This window comes from Plantactinospora alkalitolerans (genome assembly GCF_015690345.1).
Taxonomy (GTDB): domain Bacteria; phylum Actinomycetota; class Actinomycetes; order Mycobacteriales; family Micromonosporaceae; genus Plantactinospora; species Plantactinospora alkalitolerans.
The window spans coordinates 21,645-46,997 of the sequence record NZ_JADPUN010000177.1 but is presented as its reverse complement, the minus strand read 5'-3'; the positions used below and the strand labels follow the sequence as shown (position 1 = coordinate 46,997).

The following is a 25,353-nucleotide window of genomic DNA, read 5'->3' as shown; positions in this document are numbered from 1 at the left end:
CTCAGGCGACCAGCAGCGTGGCATGCACGCCGAGTTGGCGAAGTGCGGCGTCGATCTCGTCGTGGTACGCCGGATTCGTGATGATCACCGAACGGGTGCCCGACCCGGCGAGAGTTCCCGGAGCAGTGACCTCGTGCCCGGTCACCGGCAGGTACCGGCCCCACTTGCGCGGGTTGACGTCCACCACCGCGGCGAGCCGGCGACCCGGGTCGGCCAGGTGCAGGAACTGCACCCCGCGCGATCCGGCGCCCCAGAGCACCGGCCGGTCCCCGTCGGCGATCAGCCGGTCGATCGTGTCGCGCCACCGCTCCCGCTCGGCGGCGTGCCGCTGCGCGAAGCCGGCGATCGAGGCCAACTGCCGGTCCCGGTCCGCCGGCCCCGGCAGCGCGGTCCCGGCCAGCCCGCTCCCGGGTACGGGGCCGGGCACGTTGACCGAGATCTCCACGCTCCGGAACATTCCGGAGAAGAGCCGCTCGGTGGCCGTCACCCGCCAACCGGCCCGCTCGGCGATCCGGCACAGCGAGTACCCGTCGAAGTACGAGACGTGCGGATAGATCACCTCCCAGCCGGCGGTGGCCAGGTCGTAGCCCGCGTCCGGCACCTCCAGGTAGCCGTACACCGGCCTGTCCCCGGCCAGCTCGCGCAGCCGGACGAGGAAGGCGTACGGGTCGTCGAGGTGCTCGAACCAGTGCCGGGAGGTGACGAGATCGAACGCCGGTGTGTCGTCGTCCAGTGGCGCGTGCCCGCGACGAAAGGTCGCGCCAGAGGGGTCGGGACCGACCGCACCGGCGTACATCGCGTCGTAGCCGACACCCCGGCAGTTCGCCACCGAACACAGCTCGCGGAGAAACTCGCCCTGGCCGCAGCCGACGTCGAGGACCGTCCCGCCGCGCAGCGGGTACCGCTCGGCGAGGTGCTTGACCAGTTCCGCCGAGAAGACGCCGAACGCGGGCGAGTGGTGCAGATTGGTGTCCATGGTGGTGTCGTAGACCAGAACGGTCGGATCGAACCCGAGGTTGCGCACGTACCCGCATTCTGGGCAGTAGGCCAACCACATCCGGCCGAGCGGGCTGGCCAGCGCCTCGTCCCGACTCGCCCAGTGCACACCGCAGAACACCGGAATCTCGCCCAGGTCGGCGAAGGGAACCAGGTCGTGGCGCCCGCAGGCGGCACAGCGGTGGACCGACCGCCGCACCCCGACCGGTGTACCGGCCTCGGTCACCGCGCACTCCAGCGCAGCTCGCTGTCGAGCCGGCCGGCGTCGGTGAGCGCGCGGATCTGGCGTAGCCGCTGGTGCCGCGCGCTCCGGAACGCCTCGATGGTCAGCCCGTGCCGCTGGTACGCCTCGACCAGTTCCTCGATGCCCTTGCGCACCGTCCACCGGGGACGGAAGCCGGGCACCTGGGCCGCCACCAGATCACAGCTCACCCGGTAGTTGCGGGCGTCCGGTGACGCACCACCGGCAAAGGTGACCCTCGACCCCGGCACCACGTCGGCGACGAGTTCGGCGACGTCCCGGATCAGGTAGTTCTCGGTGCTGACCCCGATGTTGTACGCCCGGCCGTGGATCTGCTCCCGGGGCGCCTCCAGCAGTGCCAGGAAGGCCGCGCAGATGTCCTCGGCGTGCACCAGTGGACGCCAGGCGGAGCCGTCGGAGAGCAGCCGGACCTCGCCGGTGAGCAGTGCGTGTGCGGTGAGATCGTTGACCACCAGGTCGCCCCGGAGCCGGGGCGAGAAGCCGTACGCGGTGGCGTTGCGCAGGAACACCGGGGAGAAGTCGTCGTCGGCGAGCCCGGCGAGGTCCTGCTCGGCGCGGATCTTCGACTCGCCGTACGGGGTCACCGGCGCGAAGCCGGCGTTCTCGTTCAGCGGCCGGTCGTCGGTGCCCGCGCCGTAGAGGCTGCACGAGGAGGAGAAGAGGAACCGGGACACCCCGGCCGCCTTGGCGGCCCGGGCCAGTCGGAGCGTCGCCCGGTGGTTGATGTCGTAGGTCAGTTCGGGGTTGAGGTTGCCGATCGGATCGTTGCAGAGGGCGGCGAGGTGGCACACCGCGTCGAAGCCGGCGAGGTGCTCGGGTTCGCAGTCCCGCAGGTCGAGCCGGATCGTGGGTACGGCCGGTGGCGGCGGGCCGAGTAGACAGTCCAGGTAGTAATCGGTGTCCAGGCCGGTCACATCGTGTCCGGCCGCGCGCAGCATCGGGGTGAGTACGCCGCCGAGGTAACCATGATGGCCGGTAACGAGAACACGCACGGCAAAGCTCCCGTCGTCGCCGGGTGAGAAGGCGAGTTTATGGGTGCTCGGATGACCGGGCCGGCTATTGTCGGACTTTTTACTGAACCACTCCCGGCGTACCGGAGCCCTGGTTAGCGTGGCCCGCAGGCGGGCGGGCGCCGCGCCGGTATTCCGATCATATCGGGGTGGGTGGGGCATGACCGTTGCCAAATGCCGGCTGTGTGCCGCGGCATTGACCGAAACGTTTGTCGACCTGGGCATGTCTCCACTCTGTGAGAGCTATCTGCCCGCGGATCGACTTGATTCGGCCGAGACCTTCTATCCTTTGCACGTACGAATCTGTGCAAACTGTTTGCTCGTGCAACTTCCAGCCTACGTGTCCGGTGAGGAGATATTCTCCGACTACGCCTATTTCTCGTCCTATTCCGACTCCTGGGTGGCGCACGCCAGGCGGTACGCCGACGCGATGGCCGAGGCGCTCGACCTGGGACCGGACAGCCTGGTGACCGAGGTGGCGAGCAACGACGGGTACCTGTTGCAGCACTTCGTCGCCCGGGGCATTCCGGTGCTCGGGGTCGAGCCGGCCGGCAACGTCGCCGAGGTGGCCCGGGGTCGGGGGATCCGGACCGAGACGCGGTTCCTCGGCGCCGCGACCGGGGCCGAGCTGGCCGACCGGTACGGCCGGGCCGACCTGGTCGCGGCCAACAACGTGTACGCGCACGTGCCCGACATCGTGGACTTCACCGCCGGACTGGCCGCGCTGGTCAAGCCGACCGGCCTGGTCACCTGCGAGGTCCCGCACCTGCTGCGGCTGATCGAACGCCGGCAGTACGACACCATCTACCACGAGCACTACCAGTACCTCACCCTGCGTACCGCGCAGCGCGCGCTGGCCACCGCCGGCCTGATCGTGACCGACGTGGACGAACTCTCCTCGCACGGCGGATCGCTGCGGGTGCATGCCCGACCGGCCGCCGCGGCCGGCGAACCGTCCGGCAACGTCAAGTCCGTACTGGACGCCGAGACCGAGGCCGGCCTGCACAGCCTGGCCGGACACCTCGGCTTCGCCGACGCGGTCTTCGACATCAAGCGGGAACTGCTCGACTTCCTGCTGACCGCGCGGGCCCAGGGCCGCCGGGTGGTCGGCTACGGCGCACCGGGCAAGGGCAACACCCTGCTCAACCACTGTGCGATCCGGTCCGACCTGCTGGAGTACACGGTCGACCGCAGCCCGCACAAACAGGGCCTGTACCTGCCCGGCACCCACATCCCGATCCATCCGCCCGAGCGGATCGCCGAGGACCGTCCCGACTACGTCCTCGTACTGCCGTGGAACCTGCGCACCGAGATCTCCGCCCAGTTGGCCTACATCCGGCACTGGGGTGGCCGGCTGGTCTTTCCGATCCCGGTGCTGGAGGTGGTCTGATGAAGGTGGTCCTGTTCTGCGGCGGTCTCGGCATGCGGATGCGCGAGGACGCGGCCTCCGCGCCCAAGCCGATGGCGATGATCGGTGACCGGCCCCTGCTCTGGCACGTGATGCGGTACTACGCGCACTTCGGGCACACCGACTTCATCCTCTGCCTCGGCTACGGCGCCCGCGCGGTCAAGGACTACTTCCTGCGGTACGACGAGACACTCTCCAACGACTTCAGCCTCTCGATGGACGGCCGGGACGTGCGGCTGTTCTCCAGCGACATCACCGACTGGAACATCACCTTCATCGACACCGGCCTCGGCGCCAGCATCGGCGAGCGGCTGATGCGGGTCCGCAAGTACGTCGAGGGCGACCCGATGTTCCTGGCCAACTACGCGGACACCCTCACCGACGCCCCGCTGCCGGAGATGATCGACCGGTTCCGGTACAGCGACGCGGTGGCCAGCCTGCTCGCCGTACCCGTGCAGTCGACCCACCACGTGATCGACATCGACTCCGGCGACCAGGTCACCCGGGTACGCCCGATCCGCGAGCTGATGCAGTGGGAGAACGGCGGTTACTTCATCCTCCGTCCGGAGATCTTCTCGGTGCTGCGTGACGGTGAGGACCTGGTGCCGCACGGTTTCGACCGGCTGCTGCCGGACCAACGGCTGATCGCCCAGCGCTACACCGGTTTCTGGCGGGCCGCCGACACCTTCAAGGACCGGGCCGAGTTGGAGCAGCTCTACCAGTCGGCCCGCTGCCCGTGGATGCTCTGGGACGCGAACCGGAGCCGGGGGCGCGGCCCGGCGGCCGTGCAGCCGGCGCTCGCCGCGACCGGAGCGACCGCGGCGGTCGCGGTGGTCGGAGCACCCGGGAACCTGGGGCTGACCGGTTGATGATGCCGTTGCGACTGGGCGCGGCCCGTTCCGTCGTGCTGCTCGGGGCACATCCGGACGACATCGAGATCGGCGCCGGCGGGCTGCTGCTCGCCCTGGGTGACGTGCCCGGAGTGCGGGTGCACTACGTACTGCTCACCGGGACACCGGACCGGCAGGCCGAGGCGCGGGCCGCGGCCAGGGCGTTCCTGCCCCACGCACGGTTGAGCTTCGATCTGTACGACCTGCCGGACGGCCGGGTACCGGCCAGGTGGGAGGAGGCGAAGCAGATCGTCGACACCGCCGCCTCGACGCTCGCGGCGGACCTGGTACTGGCGCCCACCCCGGACGACGCACACCAGGACCACCACACACTCGCCGCGCTGGTGCCCACGTCGTTCCGGGACGCGACGGTGTTGTACTACGAGATCCCCAAGTGGGACGGGGACCTGGGCCGACGGAACGTCTACCTGCCGCTGGCCGAGGATCGGGCCCGCCGGAAGGTCGAGTTGCTGCACGCCAGCTACCCGTCCCAGAAGGCCCGGGACTGGTGGGACGACGAGGTCTTCCTCGGGCTGGCGCGGCTGCGGGGGATGGAGTGCCGGTCCCGGTACGCCGAGGCGTTCCGGTGCGAGAAAGCGGTGATCGAACCATGACCGAGACCATTCCCCGGCCCCCGCTGTCGGCGTGCCTGTTCGGGGTACCGGGTGCGAACCTGAACCTGGGCGTCGGCGCGCTGCGGGCCGCGACCCTGAGCGGGCTGCTGGCCCGGGAGCCGGCCGCCGACGTCACGGTCTTCGACGACGGCTGGGGGCAACGCCGCGGGCACACCTTCGTGGCCGGGTCCCCGGTGCCGATCTCGTTGGCCGGTGCCCGGCACTCACGCCGGTACCACCGCCCGGAGTCGTACCTGAACATGCGGATCAGCGCGGCGCTGGGTGGGCTCGGCAACGCCGGCCTGGCCCGGATCGACGCGGCCGACGTGGTGCTCGACGTCAGCGGGGGAGACAGCTTCAGCGACATCTACGGCGAACACCGGTTCCGGACCGTGGCCTGGCCGAAGCGGTTGGCGCTGCTGCGCCGCCGTCCACTGGTGCTGCTGCCGCAGACGTACGGGCCGTTCCGGTCGGCCCGGTTCCGGGCCGAGGCGGCGGCGCTGGTCCGGGGGGCCACGATGGCCTGGGCGCGGGATCCGGAGAGCTTTGCCGCCCTCGCCGACCTGCTCGGCCCCGACCTCGATCCGGCACGCCACCGGCAGGGCGTGGACGTGGCCTTCGGGCTGGAGCCGAGGGTGCCGGACGAGCCGGCGTACCAGCGGTTGACCGGGTGGTTCGAGGCCGCGTCGGGTCCGGTCGCCGGAATCAACGTGAGCGGACTGATCACCCGACCGGAGGGTCGCTCCCGGTTCGGCATCGCCGGCGACCCCCACCGGGTCGCCACCCGGCTCTGCGAGCGGCTGCTCGACCAGTCGGACACCCGGGTGATCATCGTGCCGCACGTCCTCACCCCGAACGGGACCGACGACGACCGGGTGGCCAGCGAGCGGTTGTACGCCGCGCTCGCCGTCCGGTACGGCGACCGGGTCGCCCTCTCACCCGCCGGCCTTGATCCACACCAGACGAAATGGGTGATCGCCCGGACCAGTTGGTTGTGCGGGATGCGGATGCACGCCACCATCGCCGCGCTCTCCGCCGGGGTTCCGGCGGCGGTGGTCGCCTACAGCGACAAGGCACGCGGGGTGTTCACGAGTGTGGGGCAGCGCCGGCACGTCGCCGACGCCCGTCGACTGCCCGACGACGACCTGCTCGGCGCACTCTGGGAGTCCTGGACCGATCGGGCGTCGTCCGCCGCCGAACTGGCGCTGCGTACGCCGGTCGCGGTCGGTCGCGCCGCCGCCCAGATGGACGAGTTCGTCGCGGTGGCCCGGGCCGAACGGAACCGGCGCGGCGCCGTCGGGGCGCGTTGATGCCCCGGCCCCGGACCGTGCACGACGTGGCGTCCGGCAAGCTCTGCACCGGCTGCGGGGTCTGCGCCTACCTGGCCCCGGACGAGGTGCGGATGGTCGACGTACTCGACCACGGCCGGCGTCCCCTGCCGATCACGCCACTGCGCACCCCGACCCGGGCCGGCGACCCGGGTCCGGCGGCCGGCGGCGCGGCGGCGGCGCTGGCCTGCTGCCCCGGGGTACGGCTGGCGCACGACAGCGGCCGGCCGGAACCCGGCGAGATCGGCGAACTGCGGGGGGCCTGGGGACCGGTCCGGGCGATCTGGGAGGGGTACGCAGCCGACCCGGAGATCCGGTACGCCGGCTCCAGCGGCGGCGTCGCGACCGCACTGGCCGGCTACTGCCTGACCGGCGCCGGAATGGCCGGGGTGCTGCACATCGGCGCGCGGGCCGACGTGCCGTACCTGAACGAGACCCGGCTGTCCCGGACCCCGGCCGAGTTGCTGGCGAACGCCGGCTCCCGGTACGCGCCGGCCAGCCCCTGCGACCGGCTCGACCTGATCGAGTCGGCCGAGGCGCCGTGCGTCTTCGTCGGCAAGCCCTGCGACGTGGCGGCGGTACGGATGGCCCGGCAGGTCCGGCCGGAACTGGACCGCCGGCTCGGCCTCACCATCGCGGTCTTCTGCGCCGGCACCCCGACCACCCGGGGCACGCTGGAGATGCTCACCCGGCTCGGGGTGTCCGACCCGGCGGAGCTGGAGTCGGTGCACTACCGCGGGTCCGGCTGGCCCGGCCGGGCGCGGGCCCGACTCACCGACGACCCGCCCGGCCAGCAGCGGGAACTGAGCTACGCCGAGTCCTGGGGCGACATCCTCCAGAAGCACCGGCAGTGGCGCTGCTACCTCTGCGCCGACCACACCGGCGAGTTCGCCGACGTCGCGGTCGGCGACCCGTGGTACCGGCCGACCGGTGACGACCCGGGGCAGTCGCTGGTGCTGGCCCGCACCGAGCGGGGCGTACGGCTGGTCGAGGCCGCCATCGCCGCCGGCGTACTGGTGCTGACGCCGGTGGCCGCCGGGATCCTGCCCGCGTCACAGCCGAACCTGCTCCGGGCCAGGGGAGCGGTCTGGGGTCGGCTGACCACGCTGCGGCTGGCCGGCCTGATGGTGCCCCGGCTCCGGCACCTGCCGATGGCCGGCATCTGGTGGCGGCACCTGTCGATCGGGGAGAAGCTGCGGTCGACCGTCGGCACGCTGCGCCGGATCGGACGCAAGCGGCTGCGGGAACCGGCGACCCTGGTCGCGTACCAGCCTCCGGTGCAGGCTCGCAGGTCGGTGGATCCGCACTAGACCACCGGCAGGCCGGTGTCGAAGTAGACGTTGGTGGCCCGTTCCCACACCACGCCGGCACGGTTCCAGCCGGAGACCACCCCGTACCGGTAGTCGCGGCCGTACTTGTTCTTCCGGAAGAGGATGGCGGAGCCGACCAGCCGTGGGCTGATCCCGATCGAATAGTTCCCGCCGTTGCAGTAGTTGTCCTCGAAGGTCAGGTTCGTCAGCGTCGGGGCGGTCTCCGAGCCGATCGTGAGGCAGGAGTTGAACGGATCCCTTGTCACCGCGTTGTATGACAGCAGCGTGTTGTGCCGGACGAGGACGTTGTTGCCTCCGGTGCTCTGGAGTACGTCGTTGTGCGAACCGGTGACCCGGGCCAGGCTGTGCAGGTACGAGTCGAGGATCTTGCTGTTGGTGGCGAGCCGGGGCCCGTCGATCATGTTGTAGACGTTCGCCCGTTGCAGAGTGTAGTCGCCGCAGCAGATCGAGGCCGAGTTCATCCCCATGCCGTTGATCTCGACGTCCTGGATCAGCAGGTTCGTCGTTCCGGCCAGCGTCCGGATCGAGTAGGTGGTGCTGCTACAGGTGATCTTCGATTTGATGATCTTCACGTTGGCGGCGGCCACGGTGACGCAGCCGACGATGTTCAGCCCGGTCACCACCTGTCCGGCGGTACGCAGGCTCAGCGAGCCCGAGTTGCGCAGCGCGGTCCCGACCGGCACGCCGGTGTTGGCCGCGCTGGGCCAGTACGTGATCGGGGTCGGCGGGGCCGCCGCGGGCGCGTACGGGGGTTCGTCCCGCATCTGGTCGGCCTCGGGGTCGGGTGACGGAACCGGGCCGATCGGGCTGCTCAGCTCGCCACCCGGGTACGGCTTTCCGTCCTGTTCGGACTCGACGATCGTGGCGGTGTGCCGTTCGGTCTGCCGGAACGCCTGACGGCAGCCGTTGACCCGGACCCGCAGTGCCGAGTAGCCGCCGGGGGCCACCCCGTCGGTACCGGCCGAGGTGCACCGGATCTCGGTGTCCTCGATCAGGGTGCCGATGACGCCGGACCTGATCGTTATCGCGGCGCCGCCACCGCCGGTGCGTACCTTCACCCGTCGGATGGTGACGTTGTCGGCCGCCACCTCGATCGGCCGGTTGACGGTCTGCCCCCAGAGGACTCCGGCCGGCTGGTCCAGGACCAGCGGCGCGGCCCGGACCGGTGCGCCCGCGAGGGTGAGCACGAGATAGCCGCTGGCGGCGAGGACGACGAGGGTGAGGGTGAAGGCCCCGGCGAGCAGAGCGCGACGTCGGGTGCGGTCCGCTCGGCGGGCGAGATCCGGAGGCTCGATCGGCGGTACGGCGTTGGTGTCGGTCACGGCTACCCCCCACGGGCGCGTTACACACAGGCATGGGCCGCAGCTCGTTCGCAACGAGGTCTGCCCACCGCCGGTTCGGCCGCTCCGCGCCGACCGTGGCGGTCGGCGTGATCGCTACGATTCGAATACTTCCCTGCTCAGATGGGGTGTGATTCGGATCGTTCCGATCTGTTGGCCGTGAACGAATACTACAAGCCGTATCGAAGGGGTTACTATTCTCGATTCAGACGGATTGCGGACAGAAGTTGCTACCCACGCTCAGCGGACCTGCTGCCGGGGAAGCACCACCTCACGCAACACCAGTTGGATCGCCGCCACCGCGGGGATGGCCACCAGCGCGCCGATCACCCCGAACAGCGCCACCCCGAGCAGCGCCGCGACGATCGCCGCCACGTCGTTTACCTGGACGGACCGCCGCATCACCCGGGGATAGACCAGATAGTTCTCCACCTGCTGGTAGATCAGGAAGAAGACCGCGCAGGCGATTCCGGTCGGCACGTCGGCGGCGAAGCCCACCAGACTGATCACCACCGCCCCGATGGTCGCGCCGATCTGCGGAATGAGGTCGCAGATGGCCACCACCACGGCGAGCGCGAACGGGTACGCCAGGCCGACGACTACCGCGAAGGCGAACGTGCACACCCCGGCCAGCAGCGCGATCGCCAGCGCCCCCACCATGTACGCGCCGACCTTGGCGAGGATCGCGTCCCCGATCAGCCGGACCCGGTCCCGCCGGGTGGCGGGGACCAGCCCGTACCCGAGGTCGCGGAGCCGGTCGAAGGTGGCCATGAAGTAGATGGTCAGGACGATCACGGTGACGATGTTGAAGACCGCGCCGAAGACGAACCCGGCGGCCCCGAAGACCCCGCCCAGGGCCCGGGTGATGTTCTCCGTGGTGGCGGCCGAATTGATCTTTCCCTGGAGGTCGTACTGGACGATCAGGTCGTTGACGGTGTCGTTGCGCTGTAGCTGCGTGACGTAGCCGGGCACGTTCTCGATCAACTCACCGGTCTGGCTGACGATCGGTGGGACCAGCGCGAACACCGCGCCGGTGATGATCGCAAGCAGGGTCAGCGTCACCGCCGCCACGGCGAGCCCCCGGGGCAGCCCCCAGGAGCGCAGCCGGACCACCGCCGGATGCAGCCCGATCGCCAGGAACAGGGCGATGAAGACCAGGACCAGCACCGAGCCCGCGTTGCGCACCGCCAGGAACAACGCGTACGCCAGCAGCACGCCCAGCCCACCGGTGAGCCCGACCAGAAACGGGTTGAGCCGCAGCGGCCGTCCTGGCTGCCCGAACTGACCGGCGCCGCCGGCCGCCGGGTGGCCCGGGACCGGGCCCGGGTCGGCCGCATCGCCGGTCGACGCCGACGTCCCCCCGCCGGGATCCGTCGCGTCGCTGGTCGACGCCGACGTCTGCTCGCCGGGATCCGTCGCGGTGCCGGCCGCTGCCGCCCCGGCAGCCGGTCCGCCGTTCCCGCCGGTTGGTCCGCCGTTTCCGCCGGCCGCCTGCTCGCCGTGCACCGCCCGCTGCTCGCCGTCCACCCCGAACCTCCCGACCGATCGCCTCGGCAGAGGTTAGCGGGCGGTCGCGCGTGTCGCGACGGTACGTCTCGGGCGGCGGGTCCGGATCAGTCCGAGTCGACGCTGACCTTGTTCGACTTCGTGCCCTGGTCCTCGACGATCGGCTTGCCGCTCCGCTTGCCGGAGTCGCCGGTGCTTGTGATCTTGGTGGGCGTCGGCTCGCGGCCACCGGTACCCGGCATCGCGGCCACCGTCGGCTCTCCGTCCAACCCGCCGTCCACGCCGCCGGTCACCGGCTCGGTCACCCGGGTCGACCCGGACGACCGGCCACCGTCGGCCCGCTTGTCCGGAGCGGTCTGCTCGGCGGCCGCCTCGACGAGCTGCTGCATGTCGGCCTCGGCCTGGGCCAACTGCTCCCCGGCCTGCTGGGCCGACTGCTCCGTACCCGTCAACCGGTCCTGCTCGCCGGCCAGTTGCTCGCGCGCCGTGGCCAACTGTCGCTGGATCCGGTCGGATTCCTGCCGGGAGGACACCGTCTCCTGCCGGATGTCGGCGAGTGCCTGCTGAGCCGCGGCGATCTCCTGCATGACCTCGGCCAACTGCTGCCGTCCGGCGACCGCCTCCTGCTGGGTACTGGCCAGGTGCTGCTGGGTGGTGGCCAGGTGCTGCTGCGCGGTCGCCATGTACTCCTCGAACTGGCGGCGGGACGTGGCGGCCTGCTCCTCCGCCTCCCGGTGCAACTCGGCGAGACGCTCCTCGGCCTCCCGGCGGATCTCGGCGGCCCGCTCCTCCGCCTTCGCCCGGACCTCGGCGGCGTACTCGTCGGCCTGCCGGCGCACCTCGTCGGCGCCGCCCTCGATCTCCGCACGCCGTTCCTCGTACGACTGCTCCAGCTCCGCCTGCCGCTGCTGGAACTGCTGCTCCAGTTCGGACTGCCGTTGGGCGTACTCGCGGTCGGCTCCGGCCCGGTAGGCGGCCAGTTCCTCCTCCAGCGCGGCCCGACCGGCGGCCAGCTCCTCCTCGGCAGCCGTCCGCTGGGCGGCGATCTCCTGCTCGGCGGCGGTGGTACGCCGGTTCACCTCCTGCTCGACCCCGGCCCGCCAGGCGCCCAGCTCCTGCTGCGTCTCCGCTCGGATCTTCTGGGCGTAGTCCTCCACGTCGGCCCGGGAACGCTGGACGAACTCGGCGGTCTCCTCGTTGATCCGCTTCGCCTCCTGCTGGGCCTTGGCGTGTGCCGCCTGCCCGGCCTCGCGTAGCTGGGTCGCCTCGTGCTTGGCCTTCGCGTACAGCCCCTCGCCGGCCTCGCGGAGCCGGGTGGCCTCCTGCTTGGCGAGTTCGACCACCCGGTCGGCTTCCTGCGCCGCCGCGTCGGTGAGGCGCTGGGCCTCCTGCTGGGCCTTGACGTGTGCCGCCTGGCCGGCCTCGCGGAGCCGGGTGGCCTCCTGCTGGGCGGCGTCGCGCAGCCGGTTGGCCTCGTGCTGGGCGGCGTGGCGGAGCCGTGCCGACTCCTGCCGGGCCCGCTCGACGACCTGCTGGGTCTCCCGCTCGGTCCGCTCGGTCAGCTCCTGGCTCTCCCGCGCGGTCTGCTCGGTGAGCCGGGTCGCCTCCTGCTCGGCGGTGTCCCGGAGCTGCTTCGCCTCCTGCAGGGCCTTGGCGTGTGCCGCCTGGCTGGCGTCGCGCAGTCGGTTCGCCTCCTCGGCGGCGCGGTTGCGCAACTCGGAGCTTTCCTGCTGGGCCTTTGCGAAGGCGGCCTGGGCGGCCTCGCGGAGCCGGGTGGCCTCCTGGGCGGCGGCGGCGACGGCGGCGTCGGCCTCGGCCCGTCGGGCCGTGTTGACCTTCTCCTCCTCCGCCCGCCGGGCGGTGAGGGCCAGCTCGAAGTCGCGGAGCGCGTCGGCGGCCTGCTGGCGGGCGTCCTCGAGGACCTGGTCGGCCTCGGCCTTGCGGGCGTCGATCTCGTGCGCCGCGTCCCGCGCGATGGACTCGGCCTGTTCCTCGGCCAGGGTCAGGATCTGTTCGACCACCGGACCCAGGTGCCGGAAGGAGGCCCGGTCCACCACGCCGGTCTGCCGACGTACCGCCGTGAGGTCGCGCTGTAACACCTCGACCTGACCCGCCAGGTTGTGAATCTGGCTGTACGCGTGCTCACGCTGGGCCGCCAGGGTGGCGATATCGTTCTCGGCGCGAGCGACGTACCGATCCACCTGCCCTTTATCGTAGCCCCGAAAGGCCGGCTCGAAGCTCGGCTCCGTAGCCACGTCCCCGTTCAGGGCAAACAGTTCCTCGCCGTGCGACATGCTCCCATCCTCACACGGGTCGCCCCGTTCTGCGGCGATACCCGGCGCCGCTGATGGGACGAAGCTCACGGGTAATGACAATGCCCAACCTACCGGACCTGTTGGTGGACAGCACTCGGGGCCGTACCGGAAATCCGGTACGGCCCCGGCCGTGCTGCTGCCCCGCAGTCCGACCTGTGACCCTCGAACGGCTCAGCCGGCTGCGTCGGCGGTGACCCGGTCCTCCGAGTCGTCCTTGTCGGCCGCCGGCTTGGCGGGCTCGGCCTTGGCCGCCGCGCCCACACCGGGAACGATGCCGGCCAGGCCCGAGAGCATCTGACCGAGCTGCGAGGTGACGGCGTCCTTCTGCCGGGTGAGGTCCTCGACCTCCCGGCGAGCCGCCTGCGTGGTCAGGTCCGCCTCGGTACGCGCCTCGCTGAGCACCCGGTGCGCCTCCGCGCGGGCCTCGTTGAGGGTCTTGTCGGACAGGTTCTTGGCCTTGTCGATGGTCTCGGCGGCGGACCGCTCCGACTCCACCCGGCGGGCCTCGGCGCGCTGCTCGATCTCCTTGGCGCGGTCCTGTGCGGCCCGGGCCCGCTGCTCGGCCTCGCCGACCAGCTTCTGGGTCTGGGCCACCTGGGCGGCGTGCCGCTCGGACTCCTCGCGCTCGGCCTTCTCCCGGCGCTCCGCCAACTGGAGTTCCAACGCCTGGAGGTCCTTGTCCCGCTTGTCCCGGGCGTCGGTGAGGAGCTTGGTGGCCTCGGCGCGCTTCTCCTCGGCCTCCCGGGCAGCCTTGGCTCGCTGCTGGGTGATCTCCCGCTCGGCGGTGGCCCGCAGGGTGGCGACCTCCCGCTCGACCGTGGACTTCAGCTCGGCAACCTCGTGCGCGGTCACCGTACGGAGCTGCTTGGTCTCGCGCTCGGCGTCGGCACGCAGGGTGTCCGCCTCGCGGCGGGCCTGCACCCGGACCTCGGCGGCCTCGCGCTCGGCGGCGGTACGGACGCTGCCCGCCTCCCGCTCGGCCGAGGCCTTCATCGCGGCGGCCTCGGCGCGGGCCTTGTCGGTGATCTCCCGAGCTTCCAGCCGGGCGGCCGAGAGGATGCCCTCCGACTCGCGCTTGGCCTCGCTGCGGTGGTCGTTGGCCTGCTCCTCGGCGAGCCGGAGGATCTGCTCGACCCGGGTACCCAGGCCGGAGAGGGTGGGGCGGTTGTTCTCCTCGAGTTGCTTGTTGGTGTCGGTGAGCTTCTGTTCCACCGACGCGAGGCGCTGCTCGGCCTGGCGGAGTCGACGCTGGGCGTCGTTCATCCGCTGTTCGGCCTCTGCACGGCCCTGTTCCGACTGGTTCAGTGCCGCTGTCAGCCGGCCGAGATGACTGTTGACCTGCTCACGGTCGTAGCCGCGCAGGGCGACCGTGAAGTCTGGCTGCGAGTTCGCGTTGTCGAAGAACGCGAGAGGGGAGGACTGCTGCTGGGGCATTGGGACATACTTGCAGACTCCCCGGGGTCCTTCGCAAGAGCCGGCCCGTTCTATCGCGCGCAGATGACAAGGTCAACACAACTCGCCGGACGGTCGTACCTTTTCCACTTTCGGTCGCCGGTTTGGCTCGCCACTTCGCTCGCCGGTTTCGGGTCGCCGGCCGCGACCGCCGACGGGGAGCACCGACCGCCGCGATCGACCGGCCACGGCCGCCGCCGTGCTCGCCGACCGGCTCATCGTCCGGCCAGCCGGGCCACGATCGGCGCGGCGGCGTCCAGGTTGCCGCCCAGGTGCAGGTAGTTGACGCCGTACCGCTCCCGGATCGCGAGGAGCCGGTCGACACACTCGTCGACGCTGCCGTGCAGCACCGACGGCGAGGAGGCCAGCGCGGCCGGGTCGGCGAGCCGGGCATGACTGGAGCTGGCCTGGTGCTCGACACCACGGTGCACCACCCGTACGTCGAACATCCGCAACTGGAACTCCAACGCGCCCGGGTCGCGACCGGCGGCGACTGCGGCCTCCCTGGCCCAGGCAACCTTGCGGGCGAAGCGCTCCGGGCTCATCTCGTCGACGGCGGCGAGCGGATCGACGTCCGGGGCGAGCCGCGGATTGATGCCGACGATGTCGGCACGCCGGCCAGCCAGTTCGAGGATCCGGCGGCTGCCGCCACCCACCAGTAGCGGCGGATGGGGCCGCTGCACCGGCTTGGGCAGACCGTCCAGCCCGGCGACCTGATAGTGCCGCCCGGCGAAACTGACCGGCTTGTCCCCGAACAGGCCGAGTAGCACCTCGATCGACTCGCTCAGCCGTTCGACGCGTACCCCTGGCGGGTCGAACGGCAGACCGGCCGCGTCGTGGTCGTCGCGCAGCCAGCCGGCGCCGAGCCCGACCTCGACCCGGCCGCCGGAGAAGACGTCGAGGTTGGCCAGTGACTTGTGCAGCAGCACCGGATGCCGGAAGTCGTTGCAGAAGACCATCGCCGACACCCGGAGCCGGGTGGTGGCCTCGGCGGCGACGGTCATCGCCACGAGCGGGTCCATCGCCCAGCCGCCGGTGAGGTGGTCGGAGATCGAGACCGAGCTGAAGCCGAGGTCCTCGATCCGGCGGATCTCGTCGCGCCAGCGGGCCACCGGTCCGTCGAGAGCGGGCATGGAGGCGGTGAACCGGAACGGCCGCGCCGGGACGGACCGGTACGCGGGTGGCTGGACGGACCGTCCGGCGGATGGCTCGGTTCCCCGCCCGGCGGGTGGCTCGGTTCCCCGCCCGGCGGGTGGCTGGACGGACCGCCCGGCGGGTGGCTCGCCACGGGTGGGCGCGGGCGGCGTCGTCCGACTCTCCAGGGGCGGGCGCGGCGGCATCGTCCGACTCTATGTGCCCGGATCCCCGAGGCGGTCGTACGTGACCGGCTCGTCGCGCTTCGTGAAGTCGGATTCGCGACACGGGCGCCGCCCCGACCGCACGGCCGCTTCCGCCGGCCGCCGGACGCCGCCTACCGTGACCGCTGCGCAGACCTACCGGGAGCTACCGCAGGAGGCCTCAGTGACGGTGCTGCACTTCGACTCGCCGATGTCCGACGACGAGCGTCGGAAGAGGCTCTTCGCCGGGGACCTGTTCGTCTACTCGCCGACGCCGCACTCGATGGCGCTGGTCGCCTTCGCCCGGCAGATGGTCGAGACGGCGTTCACACCACACTTCCCGCCCGACGCCCAGCACCACCTCGCCGGTCCGGACTACGTACGGGTGCTGGCCGAGCTCAAGCCGAGCTTCATCAACCATCCGCGGAGCGCCGAACTCGTCCGGGGCATGCTCTCCGACCTCGGCGCGGATCCGGCGCAGACGTACTTCGACGTCCCCCGGCTCCGCACGATGACCAGCGAGTACCTCAACGCCGGCCTGACCCTCCAGTTCGAGTCCCACCGGGACACCTGGTTCTCCGCGCCGATGTCCCAGCTGAACTTCTGGATGCCGGTGTACGACGTGGCGGAGTCCAACGTGATGGCCTTCCACCCGAGATACTTCGACACCGGGATCCCGAACAGCTCCCGGAACTACAACTACGCCGAGTGGGTGGCGCACGGGCGGACCAGCGCCGCCCAGCAGGTACACGCCGAGACCCGCAAGCAGCCTGCGGCCCTGCAGGACCTCGAACCGGAGCCGGATCTCCGGGTGGTCACCCCGCCCGGCGGCGTCCTGCTCTTCTCCGGCGCCCAGTTGCACAGCACCGTGCCGAACACCTCGGGCCGGACCCGGTTCTCCATCGACTTCCGGGCCGTCAACCTCCGGGACGTGCAGGCTCGGGCCGGCGCGCGGAACGTCGACTCGGAATGCACCGGGACGACCCTCGGCGACTTCCTGCGGGCGACCGACCTGGCGCCGCTGCCGGCCGAGCTGATCGAGTCGTACGACACCGTGCCGGCCTGACCAACGACCCTCGCCCGTCCCGCCGGGCTCATCCCTTCGCGGGTTCGACCAGTTCCACCAGCACCCCACCGGCGTCCCGGGGATGTACGAAGTTGATCCGGGACCCCGCGGTGCCGCGTCTCGGCGTCTCGTAGAGCACGCGCACGCCCCGGTCGCGCAGCGCGGCACAGGCGGCATCGACGTCCGCCACCGTGTACGCCACCTGCTGGACGCCCGGCCCGAACCGGTTCAGGAACTTCGCGATCGGGGCCTCCGGGGTCAACGGTGCCAGCAGTTGTACGCAGCCGCCGGCCGGTGTCGGGCCGACGCTCAGCATCGCCTCGCGGACGCCCTGCTCCGTGTTCGTCTCGGTGTGTACGCAGCGCATCCCGAAGACCCGCTGGTAGAACTCGATCGCCGCGTCGAGGTCCCAAACCGCCACCCCGACATGATCGATACGGAGCAGGCCGATCCCCGCGACGTTGTCAGCGCCTGTGGCGTTGTCGATCCCTGTGACGTTGCCAGTGCCTGTGGCGTTGTCGATCCCTGTGACGTTGCCAGTGCCTGTGGCGTTGTCAGTGCCTGTGACGTCACCGGTGCCTGTGACATTGTCGGCAGCGGGCCAGACCGAGTCGTCGTCGTCCACCGCGATAGTCTGACCTAACCGACGTTAAGGCGTTTCGCCAGGTCCCCCCGGAGGCGAGAGTTTCGATGGCATCCGTGATCGTCAGCGGCGCCCGTACCCCGATGGGGCGGCTGCTGGGCAACCTCAAGGACTTTCCGGCGACGAAGCTCGGTGGGATCGCCATCCGGGCCGCCCTGGAGCGGTCCGGTGTCCCTGCCGACCAGGTGCAGTACGTGATCATGGGGCAGGTGCTCCAGGCCGGTGCCGGCCAGATCCCGGCCCGACAGGCGGCCGTCGAGGCGGGCATTCCGATGTCCGTACCCGCGCTGACCATCAACAAGGTCTGCCTCTCCGGCCTCGACGCGATCGCCCTGGCCGACCAGCTCATCCGGGCCGGCGAGTTCGACATCGTGGTGGCCGGCGGGATGGAGTCGATGACCAACGCCCCGCACCTGCTGCGCGGTCAGCGGGCCGGCTACAAGTACGGCGACGTGGTGATCTCCGACCACATGGCGCTGGACGGCCTGACCGACCCCTGGGACTGCTGCGCGATGGGCGAGTCCACGGAGCGGCACAACTCCCGGCACGGGATCAGCCGTACCGAGCAGGACACCTTCGCGGCGGCCAGCCACCAGCGGGCCGCCGCCGCGCAGAAGAACGGTGCCTTCGCCGACGAGATCGTTCCGGTGACGGTTCCGCAGCGCAAGGGCGACCCGCTGGTGATCAGCGAGGACGAGGGGATCCGTCCGGACACCACCGTCGAGTCCCTGGCCCGGCTGCGCCCCGCGTTCACTCCGGACGGGACGATCACCGCCGGCAGCTCGTCGCCGATCTCCGACGGCGCCTGTGCGGTGGTGGTGATGAGCGAGGCCAAGGCCAGGGAACTCGGCCTGACCTGGCTCGCCGAGATCGGCGCGCACGGCAACGTCGCCGGTCCCGACAACTCGCTGCACTCGCAGCCGTCCAACGCCATCGAGCACGCGCTCCGCAAGGGCGGGCTCTCCGTCGCCAACCTGGATCTGATCGAGATCAATGAGGCGTTCGCCCAGGTCGGTGTCAAGTCGACCCGTGACCTCGGAGTGAGCCCCGAGATCGTGAACGTAAACGGCGGAGCGATCGCGCTCGGCCACCCGATCGGGATGTCCGGGGCCCGGCTGGTCCTCACCCTGGCGATGGAACTGCGACGCCGGGGTGGCGGCACCGGGGCGGCGGCACTCTGCGGTGGTGGTGGCCAGGGCGACGCGCTGATCATCCACGTGCCCCGGCAGGGTGGCGGGCAGGAGTGACGGCGCCGCGTTCCGCAGGTCCGGCCCCGACGACGCGGCCAGGCGATGCCCCGACGGCGCGGCCAGGCGATGCCCCGACGGCGCGGGCTGGCGACGGTTCGCGGGTGGCCACTCCGGCGGGGCCGGTACGGCGGAGTCGGGACGTGCCGGCGCTGGTCAGCCGGGCCCGGGACGGTGATCCACGGGCGGTGGCCCGATTGATCACCCTGGTCGAGTCGGGCGACGAACTGCTGCCGCAGGTCGCGGCGGCTCTCGCGCCGCACACCGGCGCAGCCCAGGTGATCGGCCTGACCGGATCGCCCGGGGTGGGCAAGTCGACCACCACCAACGAACTCGTCCGGGCGTTGCGGGCCCGCGACCACCGGGTCGGGGTGCTCGCCGTGGACCCGTCCAGCCCGTTCACCGGTGGGGCGATCCTCGGCGACCGGGTCCGGATGCAGGACCACGCCACCGATCCCGGTGTCTACATCAGGTCCATGTCCAGCCGGGGTCACCTGGGCGGGCTGGCGGCGGCCACCCCGCAGGCGGTCCGGGTGCTGGAAGGCGCCGGCTGCGACGTCGTACTGGTGGAGACCGTGGGGGTCGGCCAGGCCGAGGTGGAGGTCGCCTCGCTGGCCGACACCACGCTGGTGCTGCTCGCGCCGGGAATGGGCGACGCGATCCAGGCGGTTAAGGCCGGCATCCTGGAGATCGCCGACGTGTTCGTCGTCAACAAGGCCGACCGGGACGGCGCGGACGCCACCGTCCGGGACATCCAGGGCATGATCGCGCTGGGCGAGCGCGGTGCCGGGGCATGGCGGCCACGCGTGGTGCGCGCGGTGGCCACCCGGGGCGAGGGGATCGACGAACTCGTCACGGCGATCGAGAAACACCGCGGCTGGCTGGTCGAGCACGGCGAGCTGCGGCAGCGCCGCGAGGCGCGGGCCGCCGCCGAGGTCGAGGCGATCGCGCTCGGCACCCTTCGGGACCGGATGGGCTCGCTGCGCGCGGGTACGCCGCTCGCAGGGCTCGCCGCACGGGTGGCCGACGGCGTGCTGGACCCGTACGCCGCCGCCGCCGAGCTGCTCGACCAACTCGGTCACCACGCCGGCTGACCGCTCCGGTTCACGGGTGCAGGACGGCGCCCTTCATGTGCTTGTCGACCGCGTTCTTCGGTCCGTGCACGGCCAGTCCCACCACCTCGAGCCGGTCCCGCCCGACGGCCCGTACCGCCGCGCGGTTGTCCCGGTCGTTGCCGGTCCGGAAGAGTTCCTCGGTGAACACGGCGATTCGCATCCCACGCTCGACGGCACGCCGGTGCGCGCCGATGACGGTGTCCCGATCACCCGCGAAGACCAGTACAGGCTGGCGGAACATCGGCAGGTAACGGGTTCCGTCGGCGTCCAGGTACTCGGCACCCAGCAGATCCGGTTCGGCTCCGGCGATGCCACTGCACAGGAACGCGGTGACGTTGAGCCGCTGCCAGCCGGCCAGGTCGGCGCGGAGCAGTACGGCGATCTTGGTGTCGAACCGTACCCGCGCCGCCTCCGGCTCGCTGGTGGGAACGGAAACGCTCATCTCGAACTCCTCGGGCTCGCAGTGGTTAGGAAGGGGCCCTTTATCTACAAAAAGCGATAACAGGGGGCCCTTCCTTACGCTCGGCGAGCATGCGTGGGGTGGTGGGGGTGGGTCTTGTACGTTCTTTGCGTGCGTGCTTTCGGCGCCACTCGGTGCCCACTTCGGAGCGCTCCGTCGCGGCGACTGTGGACTCCGAGCCGCTGGACGGGGCCGGGATGCGGCCGGCGAAACAGCGAGAATGTGTCAGTTCCGTCGTTGGTTGCCCGCGGCGAGTAGGCTCCGTCAACGCTGACGGCGCCGTGCCAGGCCGTCGAGACCAGGGGAGAGACGAAGAATGACCGACGTTAACGATTCTGGCCAGGCGCCGGAGAGCACCGCGCCGGCCGCCCAGCCCGCGCCGGTAGCCCAGCCCGCGCCGGCCGCCGCGCCGAGGGGCGCCACCGAGGTGTCCGAAGAGGTCGTGGAGAAGATCGCGGGTACGGCGGCCCGTTCGGTGCCGGGTGTCGCCGATCTGGGTGGCGACGTGGCGCGGTTCTTCAACAGCGTGCTGGACAAGGTCGGGCTGGACGAGGTGGGCGACGCCGGGCGAGGCGTCTCGGCCGAGGTGAAGGGAACCAGTGCGACCATCAGGGTCGTCCTGGTGATCCAGGCGGGCCACGTCGTGCACGAGGTGACCGAGGCGGTCCGGGCCAAGGTGATCGAGGCGGTCGAGAACTACGGCCTTCAGGTCGCCGAGGTGAACGTGAAGGTCGACGACATCGAGCTGAACGCGCCGCCGGCCGCCGGAGCCTGACCGCCCCGACCCTGCGGCCGGGGGTGGGGTGGCCGCCAATCACCGTGATCAGGGATCTTTCGTCCGGAATCGCGCCGGCTCGAACCCGGAAGATCCCTTGATCACGACTCTCCTTAGCGATCGTTCAGGTCGGGCCTCTACACTCGGGGCGCAGTCGAGGATCGCAAGGAGGCCTTCCCGATGAACGCCGACGAAATCGCCGCTGGTCGAGCCCGCTGGCAGGCCCGGTACGACGCGGCACGCAAGCGGGACGCGGACTTCACCACACTCTCCGGCCTGCCCGTCGAACCGGTGTACGGCCCCCAACCCGGGACCGCCCATCCCGGCTTCGAGCGGATCGGCTGGCCGGGCGAGTACCCGTACACCCGGGGGTTGTACCCGACCGGCTACCGGGGGCGGACCTGGACGATCCGGCAGTTCGCCGGGTTCGGCAACGCCCGGCAGACCAACGAGCGCTACAAGATGATCCTCGGCGCGGGTGGCGGCGGACTGTCCGTCGCCTTCGACATGCCGACCCTGATGGGCCGGGACTCCGACGACCCGCAGGCGCTCGGCGAGGTCGGGCACTGTGGGGTGGCGATCGACTCGGCGGCGGACATGGAGACGCTGTTCGACGGAATCGACCTCGCCGGGGTGACCACCTCGATGACCATCTCGGGCCCGGCGGTACCGGTCTTCTGCATGTACCTGGTGGCCGCCGAACGGCAGGGCGCCGACATCTCCGCACTCGACGGAACGCTCCAGACCGACATCTTCAAGGAGTACATCGCGCAGAAGGAGTGGCTCTTCGATCCCGAGCCGCACCTGCGGTTGATCGGCGACCTGATGGAGTACTGCGCGCGGGAGATCCCCCGCTACAAGCCGCTGTCGGTCTCCGGCTACCACATCCGGGAGGCCGGGTCGACCGCCGCGCAGGAGTTGGCGTACACCCTCGCGGACGGGTTCGGCTACGTCGAACTGGGACTGTCCCGGGGCCTGGACGTCAACAGCTTCGCGCCCGGCCTGAGCTTCTTCTTCGACTCGCACGTCGACTTCTTCGAGGAGATCGCCAAGTTCCGGGCCGCGCGCCGGATCTGGGCCCGATGGTTGCGCGAGGTGTACGGCGCCACCGACGAGCGCGCGCTCTGGCTGCGCTTCCACACCCAGACCGCCGGGGTGTCGCTGACCGCCCAACAGCCGGTCAACAATGTCGTACGCACCGCGGTCGAGGCGCTCGCCGCGGTGCTCGGCGGCACCAACTCGCTGCACACCAATGCGCTGGACGAAACCCTGGCGTTGCCCAGCGACTCGTCCGCCGAGATCGCGCTGCGGACCCAGCAGGTACTGATGGAGGAGACCGGAGTCACCAATGTGGCCGATCCGCTCGGTGGCTCCTGGTACGTCGAGGCGCTCACCGACAGGCTCGAAGCCGAGGCGGAAGAGATCTTCAGCCGGATCCGGCAGCTCGGCGGGGAGGGGCCGCACCCGATCGGGCCGATGACCTCCGGCATCCTGCGCGGGATCGAGGACGGTTGGTTCACCGGCCAGATCGCCGAGTCGGCCTTCGTCTACCAGCAGGCGCTGGAGAAGGGCGACAAGCGGATCGTCGGAGTGAACTGCCACACCGGGACGATCGCCAAGGAGCTGGAGATCATGCGGGTCTCGCACGAGGTCGAGGTGGAGCAGCGCCGGCTGCTGGGCGATCGCAGAACCGGCCGGAACGCCGACGCCGTGACGGCGGCCCTGGCCCGGATGGTCGACGTCGCCCGGACCGGGGAGAACCTCATTCCGCCGATGCTGGACGCGGTACGCGCCGAAGCGACCCTGGGGGAGATCTGTGACGCACTGCGCGCCGAATGGGGCGTCTACCGGGAACCGGCCCGGTTCTGACGCGGCGGTGCGCCCGGTGACGGCCGGTATTGGGATGGGTGACCCGGTCGATACTGTCGGGCGGTGGCGGTTGGGCTGGGATGCCAGCGTCGCGTGCGAGACTAGACAACCATGAGCGACCCACGGATCACCTCGTCGATCTTCACCCGCGGCGCGGTAGACCTCGGCGCGCTGCGCGCCGCCCAGACGCCCGCCACGCCGGCACCCTCCGCCCAGCCGGCCAGCCGTGCCACGCCGGGCGCGGCCCCGGCCAGCACACCTCCCGCGGGCGCGGGTGGAGTCTCGGTGATCGACGTCACCGAAGCCACTTTCCAGTCCGAGGTGCTGGAACGTTCCCTGACCACCCCCGTGGTGATCGACTTCTGGGCCGAGTGGTGCGAGCCCTGCAAACAGCTCTCTCCGGTGTTGGAGCGGCTGGCCGTCGAGGGCGACGGCGCATGGGTGCTCGCCAAGGTCGACGTCGACGCCAACCCCCGCCTCGCCCAGATGTTCCGGGTGCAGGGCATCCCGATGGTCTACGCGGTGGTGGGCGGCCAGCCGGTCGACGCCTTCTCCGGCGTGGTGCCCGAGGCGCAGTTGCGGCAGTGGATCGGCGCGGTCCTCAAGGCCGGTGGCGTATCGGTGGAGGCTCCGGAGGACCCCCGGCTCACCGAGGCCGACGAGGCGCTGATCAGCGGTGACCTGGACGCCGCCGAGCGGGCGTACAAGAAGATCCTGTCGGATGCTCCGGCGGACGCCGCGGCCGAGGCCGGCCTGGCGCACGTCGCGCTGGCCCGCCGGGTGAGCGGTGCGGACCCGGCGGCAGCGCTCGCGGTGGCCGACTCGGCGCCGGACGACGTCGCGGCGCAGCTACTGGCCGCCGACATCGAGGTGCTCAGCGGCCAGGCGGAGCAGGCGTACGCCCGGCTGGTCGAACTGGTCCGCCGGACCGCCGGCGATGACCGGGAGGCGACCCGGCAGCACCTGGTGTCCCTGTTCAGCATCGCCGGTCCGGACGATCCTGCGGTGGCCAGCGCCCGGCGGGCGCTCTCGCGCGCGCTCTTCTGACAATGTGAGTACGAGCAGCGCGCATGCCGGCCTGGCAGCCGCGATACCGGACGGGAGCACACTATGCGCCGGATCGCCGTCCTGGACGCTCCGTCCAACCTGGGTCTGCGTCCGCCGACCTCCACGTCGGTGCCGGGCTGTGCCAAGGCACCGGGCGCGCTGCGGGACCACGAGCTGATCGCCCGGCTGGGAGCCCGGGACGCCGGCTGCCTCACCCCGTCCCGGTACGACCCGGGCGACTGGCGTCCCGGGGACGGGGTGTGCCATGCCGGTGCGATCGCGGACTACTCGATGGAGTTGGCCGACCGGATCGGCGGGATCATCGACCAGGGCGAGTTCCCGCTGGTGCTCGGCGGGGACTGCTCCATCCTGCTCGGTTCGGCGCTCGCGATGCACCGGCTCGGCGAGTCGGTCGGCGGTCGGATCGGCCTCGTCTTCGTGGACGGCCATTCCGACTTCCGGCACCCGGGCAATGCCTCGTACGTCGGCGCGGCGGCCGGCGAGGACCTGGCCCTGGTCACCGGGCGGGGACAGGCCGACCTGGCCGCGATCGAGGGACGCCGGCCGTACTTTCGGGACATCGACGTGGTGGTGCTCGGCATCCGGGCCCATGACGAGTACCGACTCGACCTGCAGGCGGCCGGGATCGTGACCCGGCCGGTACCGGCGCTGCGGGTCGAGGGGGCGGCCCGGACCGCCCAGTGGGCCCATGACCAGTTGACCGACTGCGCGGGCTACTGGGTGCACGTCGACGTCGACGTACTCGACCCGGCGGTGATGCCGGCGGTCGACGCGCCGGACCCGGGCGGGATCGCGTTCGCCGAGTTGGAGCTGCTGTTGGCGGGCCTGGTCGACACCCCGCACTGTCTGGGGGTGGAGGTCACGGTCTTCGACCCCGACTACGACCCGACCGGCTCGTACGCCGCCGAGATCGTCGGTACGTTGGTCGCCGGTCTGGCTCCGGTCGCCGCCCCGGACGCGGTCCCGCCGCGGCTCGTGTCGACCCGGTCAGCCGGAACCGAGCGCGGTCCGACGGCGATGCCCGGACCCCGGGCGGTCCCGCCGGCCAGGCAGCCCACCGTGTCCACGGTCGCGCCGCGGGGCGTCCCGCCGCTCGGGATGTCTGCCTTCGCCCAGCCCTCGTCGGCGGCGGCCGCCCTGGGCGCGGTCCCGGCCCCGATTCCGGACCCGGCCCCGATTCCGGTGTCGCCCCTGATTCCGGTGTCGCCCCTGATTCCGGTGTCGTCCCCGGTCCCGACCCCGACCCCGGTCCCGTCCCTGATTCCGGTGTCGGACGAGCCTTTGGTGCAGGCGGTCGGACCAGGGTCTGACCGCCGCGCCC

The 25,353-nt window shown here is 71.3% G+C and carries 20 protein-coding genes and 1 pseudogene; 12 read left to right on the top strand and 9 right to left on the bottom strand.

Annotation, left to right across the window (positions count from 1 at the left end; translation table 11 throughout):
• Position 1: 1 nt before the first annotated feature.
• Both I0C86_RS19035 and I0C86_RS19030 read right to left on the bottom strand, forming a co-directional pair.
• The gene (locus I0C86_RS19035) at positions 2–1,222 is read right to left on the bottom strand and encodes a class I SAM-dependent methyltransferase (protein ID WP_196202594.1); all 1,221 of its coding nucleotides are present in this window, start codon (positions 1,220–1,222) and stop codon (positions 2–4) included.
• Positions 1,219–2,250 carry an NAD-dependent epimerase/dehydratase family protein gene (locus tag I0C86_RS19030; protein ID WP_196202593.1) on the bottom strand — a complete coding sequence of 344 codons (1,032 nt, stop codon included), beginning with the start codon at positions 2,248–2,250 and terminating at the stop codon, positions 1,219–1,221. Before I0C86_RS19030 ends, I0C86_RS19035 begins: the two co-directional genes overlap by 4 nt.
• 178 nt (positions 2,251–2,428) lie before the next feature.
• Between I0C86_RS19030 and I0C86_RS19025 the strand changes: the two genes are divergently transcribed.
• From I0C86_RS19025 to I0C86_RS19005, 5 genes are read left to right on the top strand one after another with little or no spacing between them, the layout of a single operon-like run.
• Complete coding sequence (locus tag I0C86_RS19025; protein WP_196202592.1) at positions 2,429–3,658, top strand: class I SAM-dependent methyltransferase; 1,230 nt, start codon at positions 2,429–2,431, stop codon at positions 3,656–3,658.
• A complete protein-coding gene (locus tag I0C86_RS19020; RefSeq protein ID WP_230394393.1) occupies positions 3,658–4,545 on the top strand; it encodes a glycosyltransferase family protein in 888 nt (295 codons plus the stop codon). The genes I0C86_RS19025 and I0C86_RS19020 overlap by 1 nt, the downstream gene beginning before the upstream one ends.
• Positions 4,545–5,180 (top strand): PIG-L deacetylase family protein, encoded by a 636-nt coding sequence (locus I0C86_RS19015; RefSeq protein ID WP_230394392.1) that lies wholly within the window; start codon positions 4,545–4,547, stop codon positions 5,178–5,180. The genes I0C86_RS19020 and I0C86_RS19015 overlap by 1 nt, the downstream gene beginning before the upstream one ends.
• A complete protein-coding gene (locus I0C86_RS19010; protein WP_196202591.1) occupies positions 5,177–6,490 on the top strand; it encodes a polysaccharide pyruvyl transferase family protein in 1,314 nt (437 codons plus the stop codon). The genes I0C86_RS19015 and I0C86_RS19010 overlap by 4 nt, the downstream gene beginning before the upstream one ends.
• The gene (locus I0C86_RS19005; RefSeq protein WP_196202590.1) at positions 6,490–7,818 is read left to right on the top strand and encodes a Coenzyme F420 hydrogenase/dehydrogenase, beta subunit C-terminal domain; all 1,329 of its coding nucleotides are present in this window, start codon (positions 6,490–6,492) and stop codon (positions 7,816–7,818) included. The genes I0C86_RS19010 and I0C86_RS19005 overlap by 1 nt, the downstream gene beginning before the upstream one ends.
• Here I0C86_RS19005 and I0C86_RS19000 read toward each other — a convergent pair.
• The 5 genes from I0C86_RS19000 to I0C86_RS18980 form a co-directional block, all read right to left on the bottom strand.
• Positions 7,815–9,161, bottom strand: a complete 1,347-nt coding sequence (locus I0C86_RS19000; RefSeq protein ID WP_196202589.1) for a hypothetical protein — start codon at positions 9,159–9,161, stop codon at positions 7,815–7,817. The genes I0C86_RS19005 and I0C86_RS19000 overlap by 4 nt on opposite strands.
• A gap of 258 nt (positions 9,162–9,419) precedes the next feature.
• A complete protein-coding gene (locus I0C86_RS18995; RefSeq protein WP_323373722.1) occupies positions 9,420–10,706 on the bottom strand; it encodes an AI-2E family transporter in 1,287 nt (428 codons plus the stop codon).
• 86 nt (positions 10,707–10,792) lie between these two features.
• Complete coding sequence (locus tag I0C86_RS18990; RefSeq protein ID WP_196202588.1) at positions 10,793–12,979, bottom strand: hypothetical protein; 2,187 nt, start codon at positions 12,977–12,979, stop codon at positions 10,793–10,795.
• Between the two features lie 192 nt (positions 12,980–13,171).
• Positions 13,172–14,434: a coiled-coil domain-containing protein gene (locus I0C86_RS18985; protein ID WP_196202587.1), complete on the bottom strand. Its 1,263-nt coding sequence runs from the start codon at positions 14,432–14,434 to the stop codon at positions 13,172–13,174.
• 233 nt (positions 14,435–14,667) lie between these two features.
• Positions 14,668–15,792: a TIGR03621 family F420-dependent LLM class oxidoreductase gene (locus tag I0C86_RS18980; RefSeq protein ID WP_255527762.1), complete on the bottom strand. Its 1,125-nt coding sequence runs from the start codon at positions 15,790–15,792 to the stop codon at positions 14,668–14,670.
• Positions 15,793–15,928: 136 nt separating this feature from the next.
• Here I0C86_RS18980 and I0C86_RS18975 point away from each other — a divergent pair, with 136 nt between their 5' ends.
• The gene (locus I0C86_RS18975) at positions 15,929–16,855 is read left to right on the top strand and encodes a phytanoyl-CoA dioxygenase family protein (protein WP_323373721.1); all 927 of its coding nucleotides are present in this window, start codon (positions 15,929–15,931) and stop codon (positions 16,853–16,855) included.
• Positions 16,856–16,883: 28 nt separating this feature from the next.
• Here I0C86_RS18975 and mce read toward each other — a convergent pair whose 3' ends face one another.
• Complete coding sequence (gene mce, locus I0C86_RS18970) at positions 16,884–17,342, bottom strand: methylmalonyl-CoA epimerase (protein ID WP_196202629.1); 459 nt, start codon at positions 17,340–17,342, stop codon at positions 16,884–16,886.
• Positions 17,343–17,545: 203 nt separating this feature from the next.
• Between mce and I0C86_RS18965 the strand changes: the two genes are divergently transcribed.
• Positions 17,546–18,745: an acetyl-CoA C-acetyltransferase gene (locus I0C86_RS18965; protein WP_196202584.1), complete on the top strand. Its 1,200-nt coding sequence runs from the start codon at positions 17,546–17,548 to the stop codon at positions 18,743–18,745.
• Positions 18,746–18,849: 104 nt separating this feature from the next.
• Positions 18,850–19,839 carry a methylmalonyl Co-A mutase-associated GTPase MeaB gene (meaB, locus tag I0C86_RS18960; protein WP_196202583.1) on the top strand — a complete coding sequence of 330 codons (990 nt, stop codon included), beginning with the start codon at positions 18,850–18,852 and terminating at the stop codon, positions 19,837–19,839.
• 10 nt (positions 19,840–19,849) lie between these two features.
• On the opposite strand, the gene I0C86_RS18955 is transcribed toward meaB, so the two are convergent.
• Positions 19,850–20,302, bottom strand: a complete 453-nt coding sequence (locus I0C86_RS18955) for a DUF2000 domain-containing protein (RefSeq protein WP_196202582.1) — start codon at positions 20,300–20,302, stop codon at positions 19,850–19,852.
• A 334-nt stretch (positions 20,303–20,636) separates the two neighbouring features.
• Between I0C86_RS18955 and I0C86_RS18950 the strand changes: the two genes are divergently transcribed.
• From I0C86_RS18950 to I0C86_RS18935, 4 genes and pseudogenes are all read left to right on the top strand, one after another.
• Positions 20,637–21,095: an Asp23/Gls24 family envelope stress response protein gene (locus I0C86_RS18950; RefSeq protein WP_196202581.1), complete on the top strand. Its 459-nt coding sequence runs from the start codon at positions 20,637–20,639 to the stop codon at positions 21,093–21,095.
• 180 nt (positions 21,096–21,275) lie between these two features.
• The gene (locus tag I0C86_RS18945) at positions 21,276–22,964 is read left to right on the top strand and encodes an acyl-CoA mutase large subunit family protein (RefSeq protein WP_196202580.1); all 1,689 of its coding nucleotides are present in this window, start codon (positions 21,276–21,278) and stop codon (positions 22,962–22,964) included.
• Positions 22,965–23,075: 111 nt separating this feature from the next.
• Positions 23,076–24,011, top strand: coding sequence for a tetratricopeptide repeat protein (locus I0C86_RS18940; RefSeq protein WP_196202579.1), 936 nt, complete (start codon positions 23,076–23,078; stop codon positions 24,009–24,011).
• 63 nt (positions 24,012–24,074) lie between these two features.
• A pseudogene (locus I0C86_RS18935) lies at positions 24,075–25,268 on the top strand (arginase family protein); the annotation flags it as partial.
• Positions 25,269–25,353 lie beyond the last annotated feature (85 nt).

Bases quoted from the DNA above. Each gene is read 5' to 3' on its own strand.
- I0C86_RS19025 (WP_196202592.1), top strand. From the start codon at position 2,429: ATGACCGTTGCCAAATGCCGGCTGTGTGCCGCGGCATTGACCGAAACG.
- I0C86_RS19020 (WP_230394393.1), top strand. From the start codon at position 3,658: ATGAAGGTGGTCCTGTTCTGCGGCGGTCTCGGCATGCGGATGCGCGAG.
- I0C86_RS19015 (WP_230394392.1), top strand. From the start codon at position 4,545: ATGATGCCGTTGCGACTGGGCGCGGCCCGTTCCGTCGTGCTGCTCGGG.
- I0C86_RS19010 (WP_196202591.1), top strand. From the start codon at position 5,177: ATGACCGAGACCATTCCCCGGCCCCCGCTGTCGGCGTGCCTGTTCGGG.
- I0C86_RS19005 (WP_196202590.1), top strand. From the start codon at position 6,490: ATGCCCCGGCCCCGGACCGTGCACGACGTGGCGTCCGGCAAGCTCTGC.
- I0C86_RS18990 (WP_196202588.1), bottom strand. From the start codon at position 12,979: ATGTCGCACGGCGAGGAACTGTTTGCCCTGAACGGGGACGTGGCTACG.
- I0C86_RS18985 (WP_196202587.1), bottom strand. From the start codon at position 14,434: ATGCCCCAGCAGCAGTCCTCCCCTCTCGCGTTCTTCGACAACGCGAAC.
- I0C86_RS18980 (WP_255527762.1), bottom strand. From the start codon at position 15,792: ATGCCGCCGCGCCCGCCCCTGGAGAGTCGGACGACGCCGCCCGCGCCC.
- I0C86_RS18965 (WP_196202584.1), top strand. From the start codon at position 17,546: ATGGCATCCGTGATCGTCAGCGGCGCCCGTACCCCGATGGGGCGGCTG.
- I0C86_RS18955 (WP_196202582.1), bottom strand. From the start codon at position 20,302: ATGAGCGTTTCCGTTCCCACCAGCGAGCCGGAGGCGGCGCGGGTACGG.
- I0C86_RS18950 (WP_196202581.1), top strand. From the start codon at position 20,637: ATGACCGACGTTAACGATTCTGGCCAGGCGCCGGAGAGCACCGCGCCG.
- I0C86_RS18945 (WP_196202580.1), top strand. From the start codon at position 21,276: ATGAACGCCGACGAAATCGCCGCTGGTCGAGCCCGCTGGCAGGCCCGG.
- I0C86_RS18940 (WP_196202579.1), top strand. From the start codon at position 23,076: ATGAGCGACCCACGGATCACCTCGTCGATCTTCACCCGCGGCGCGGTA.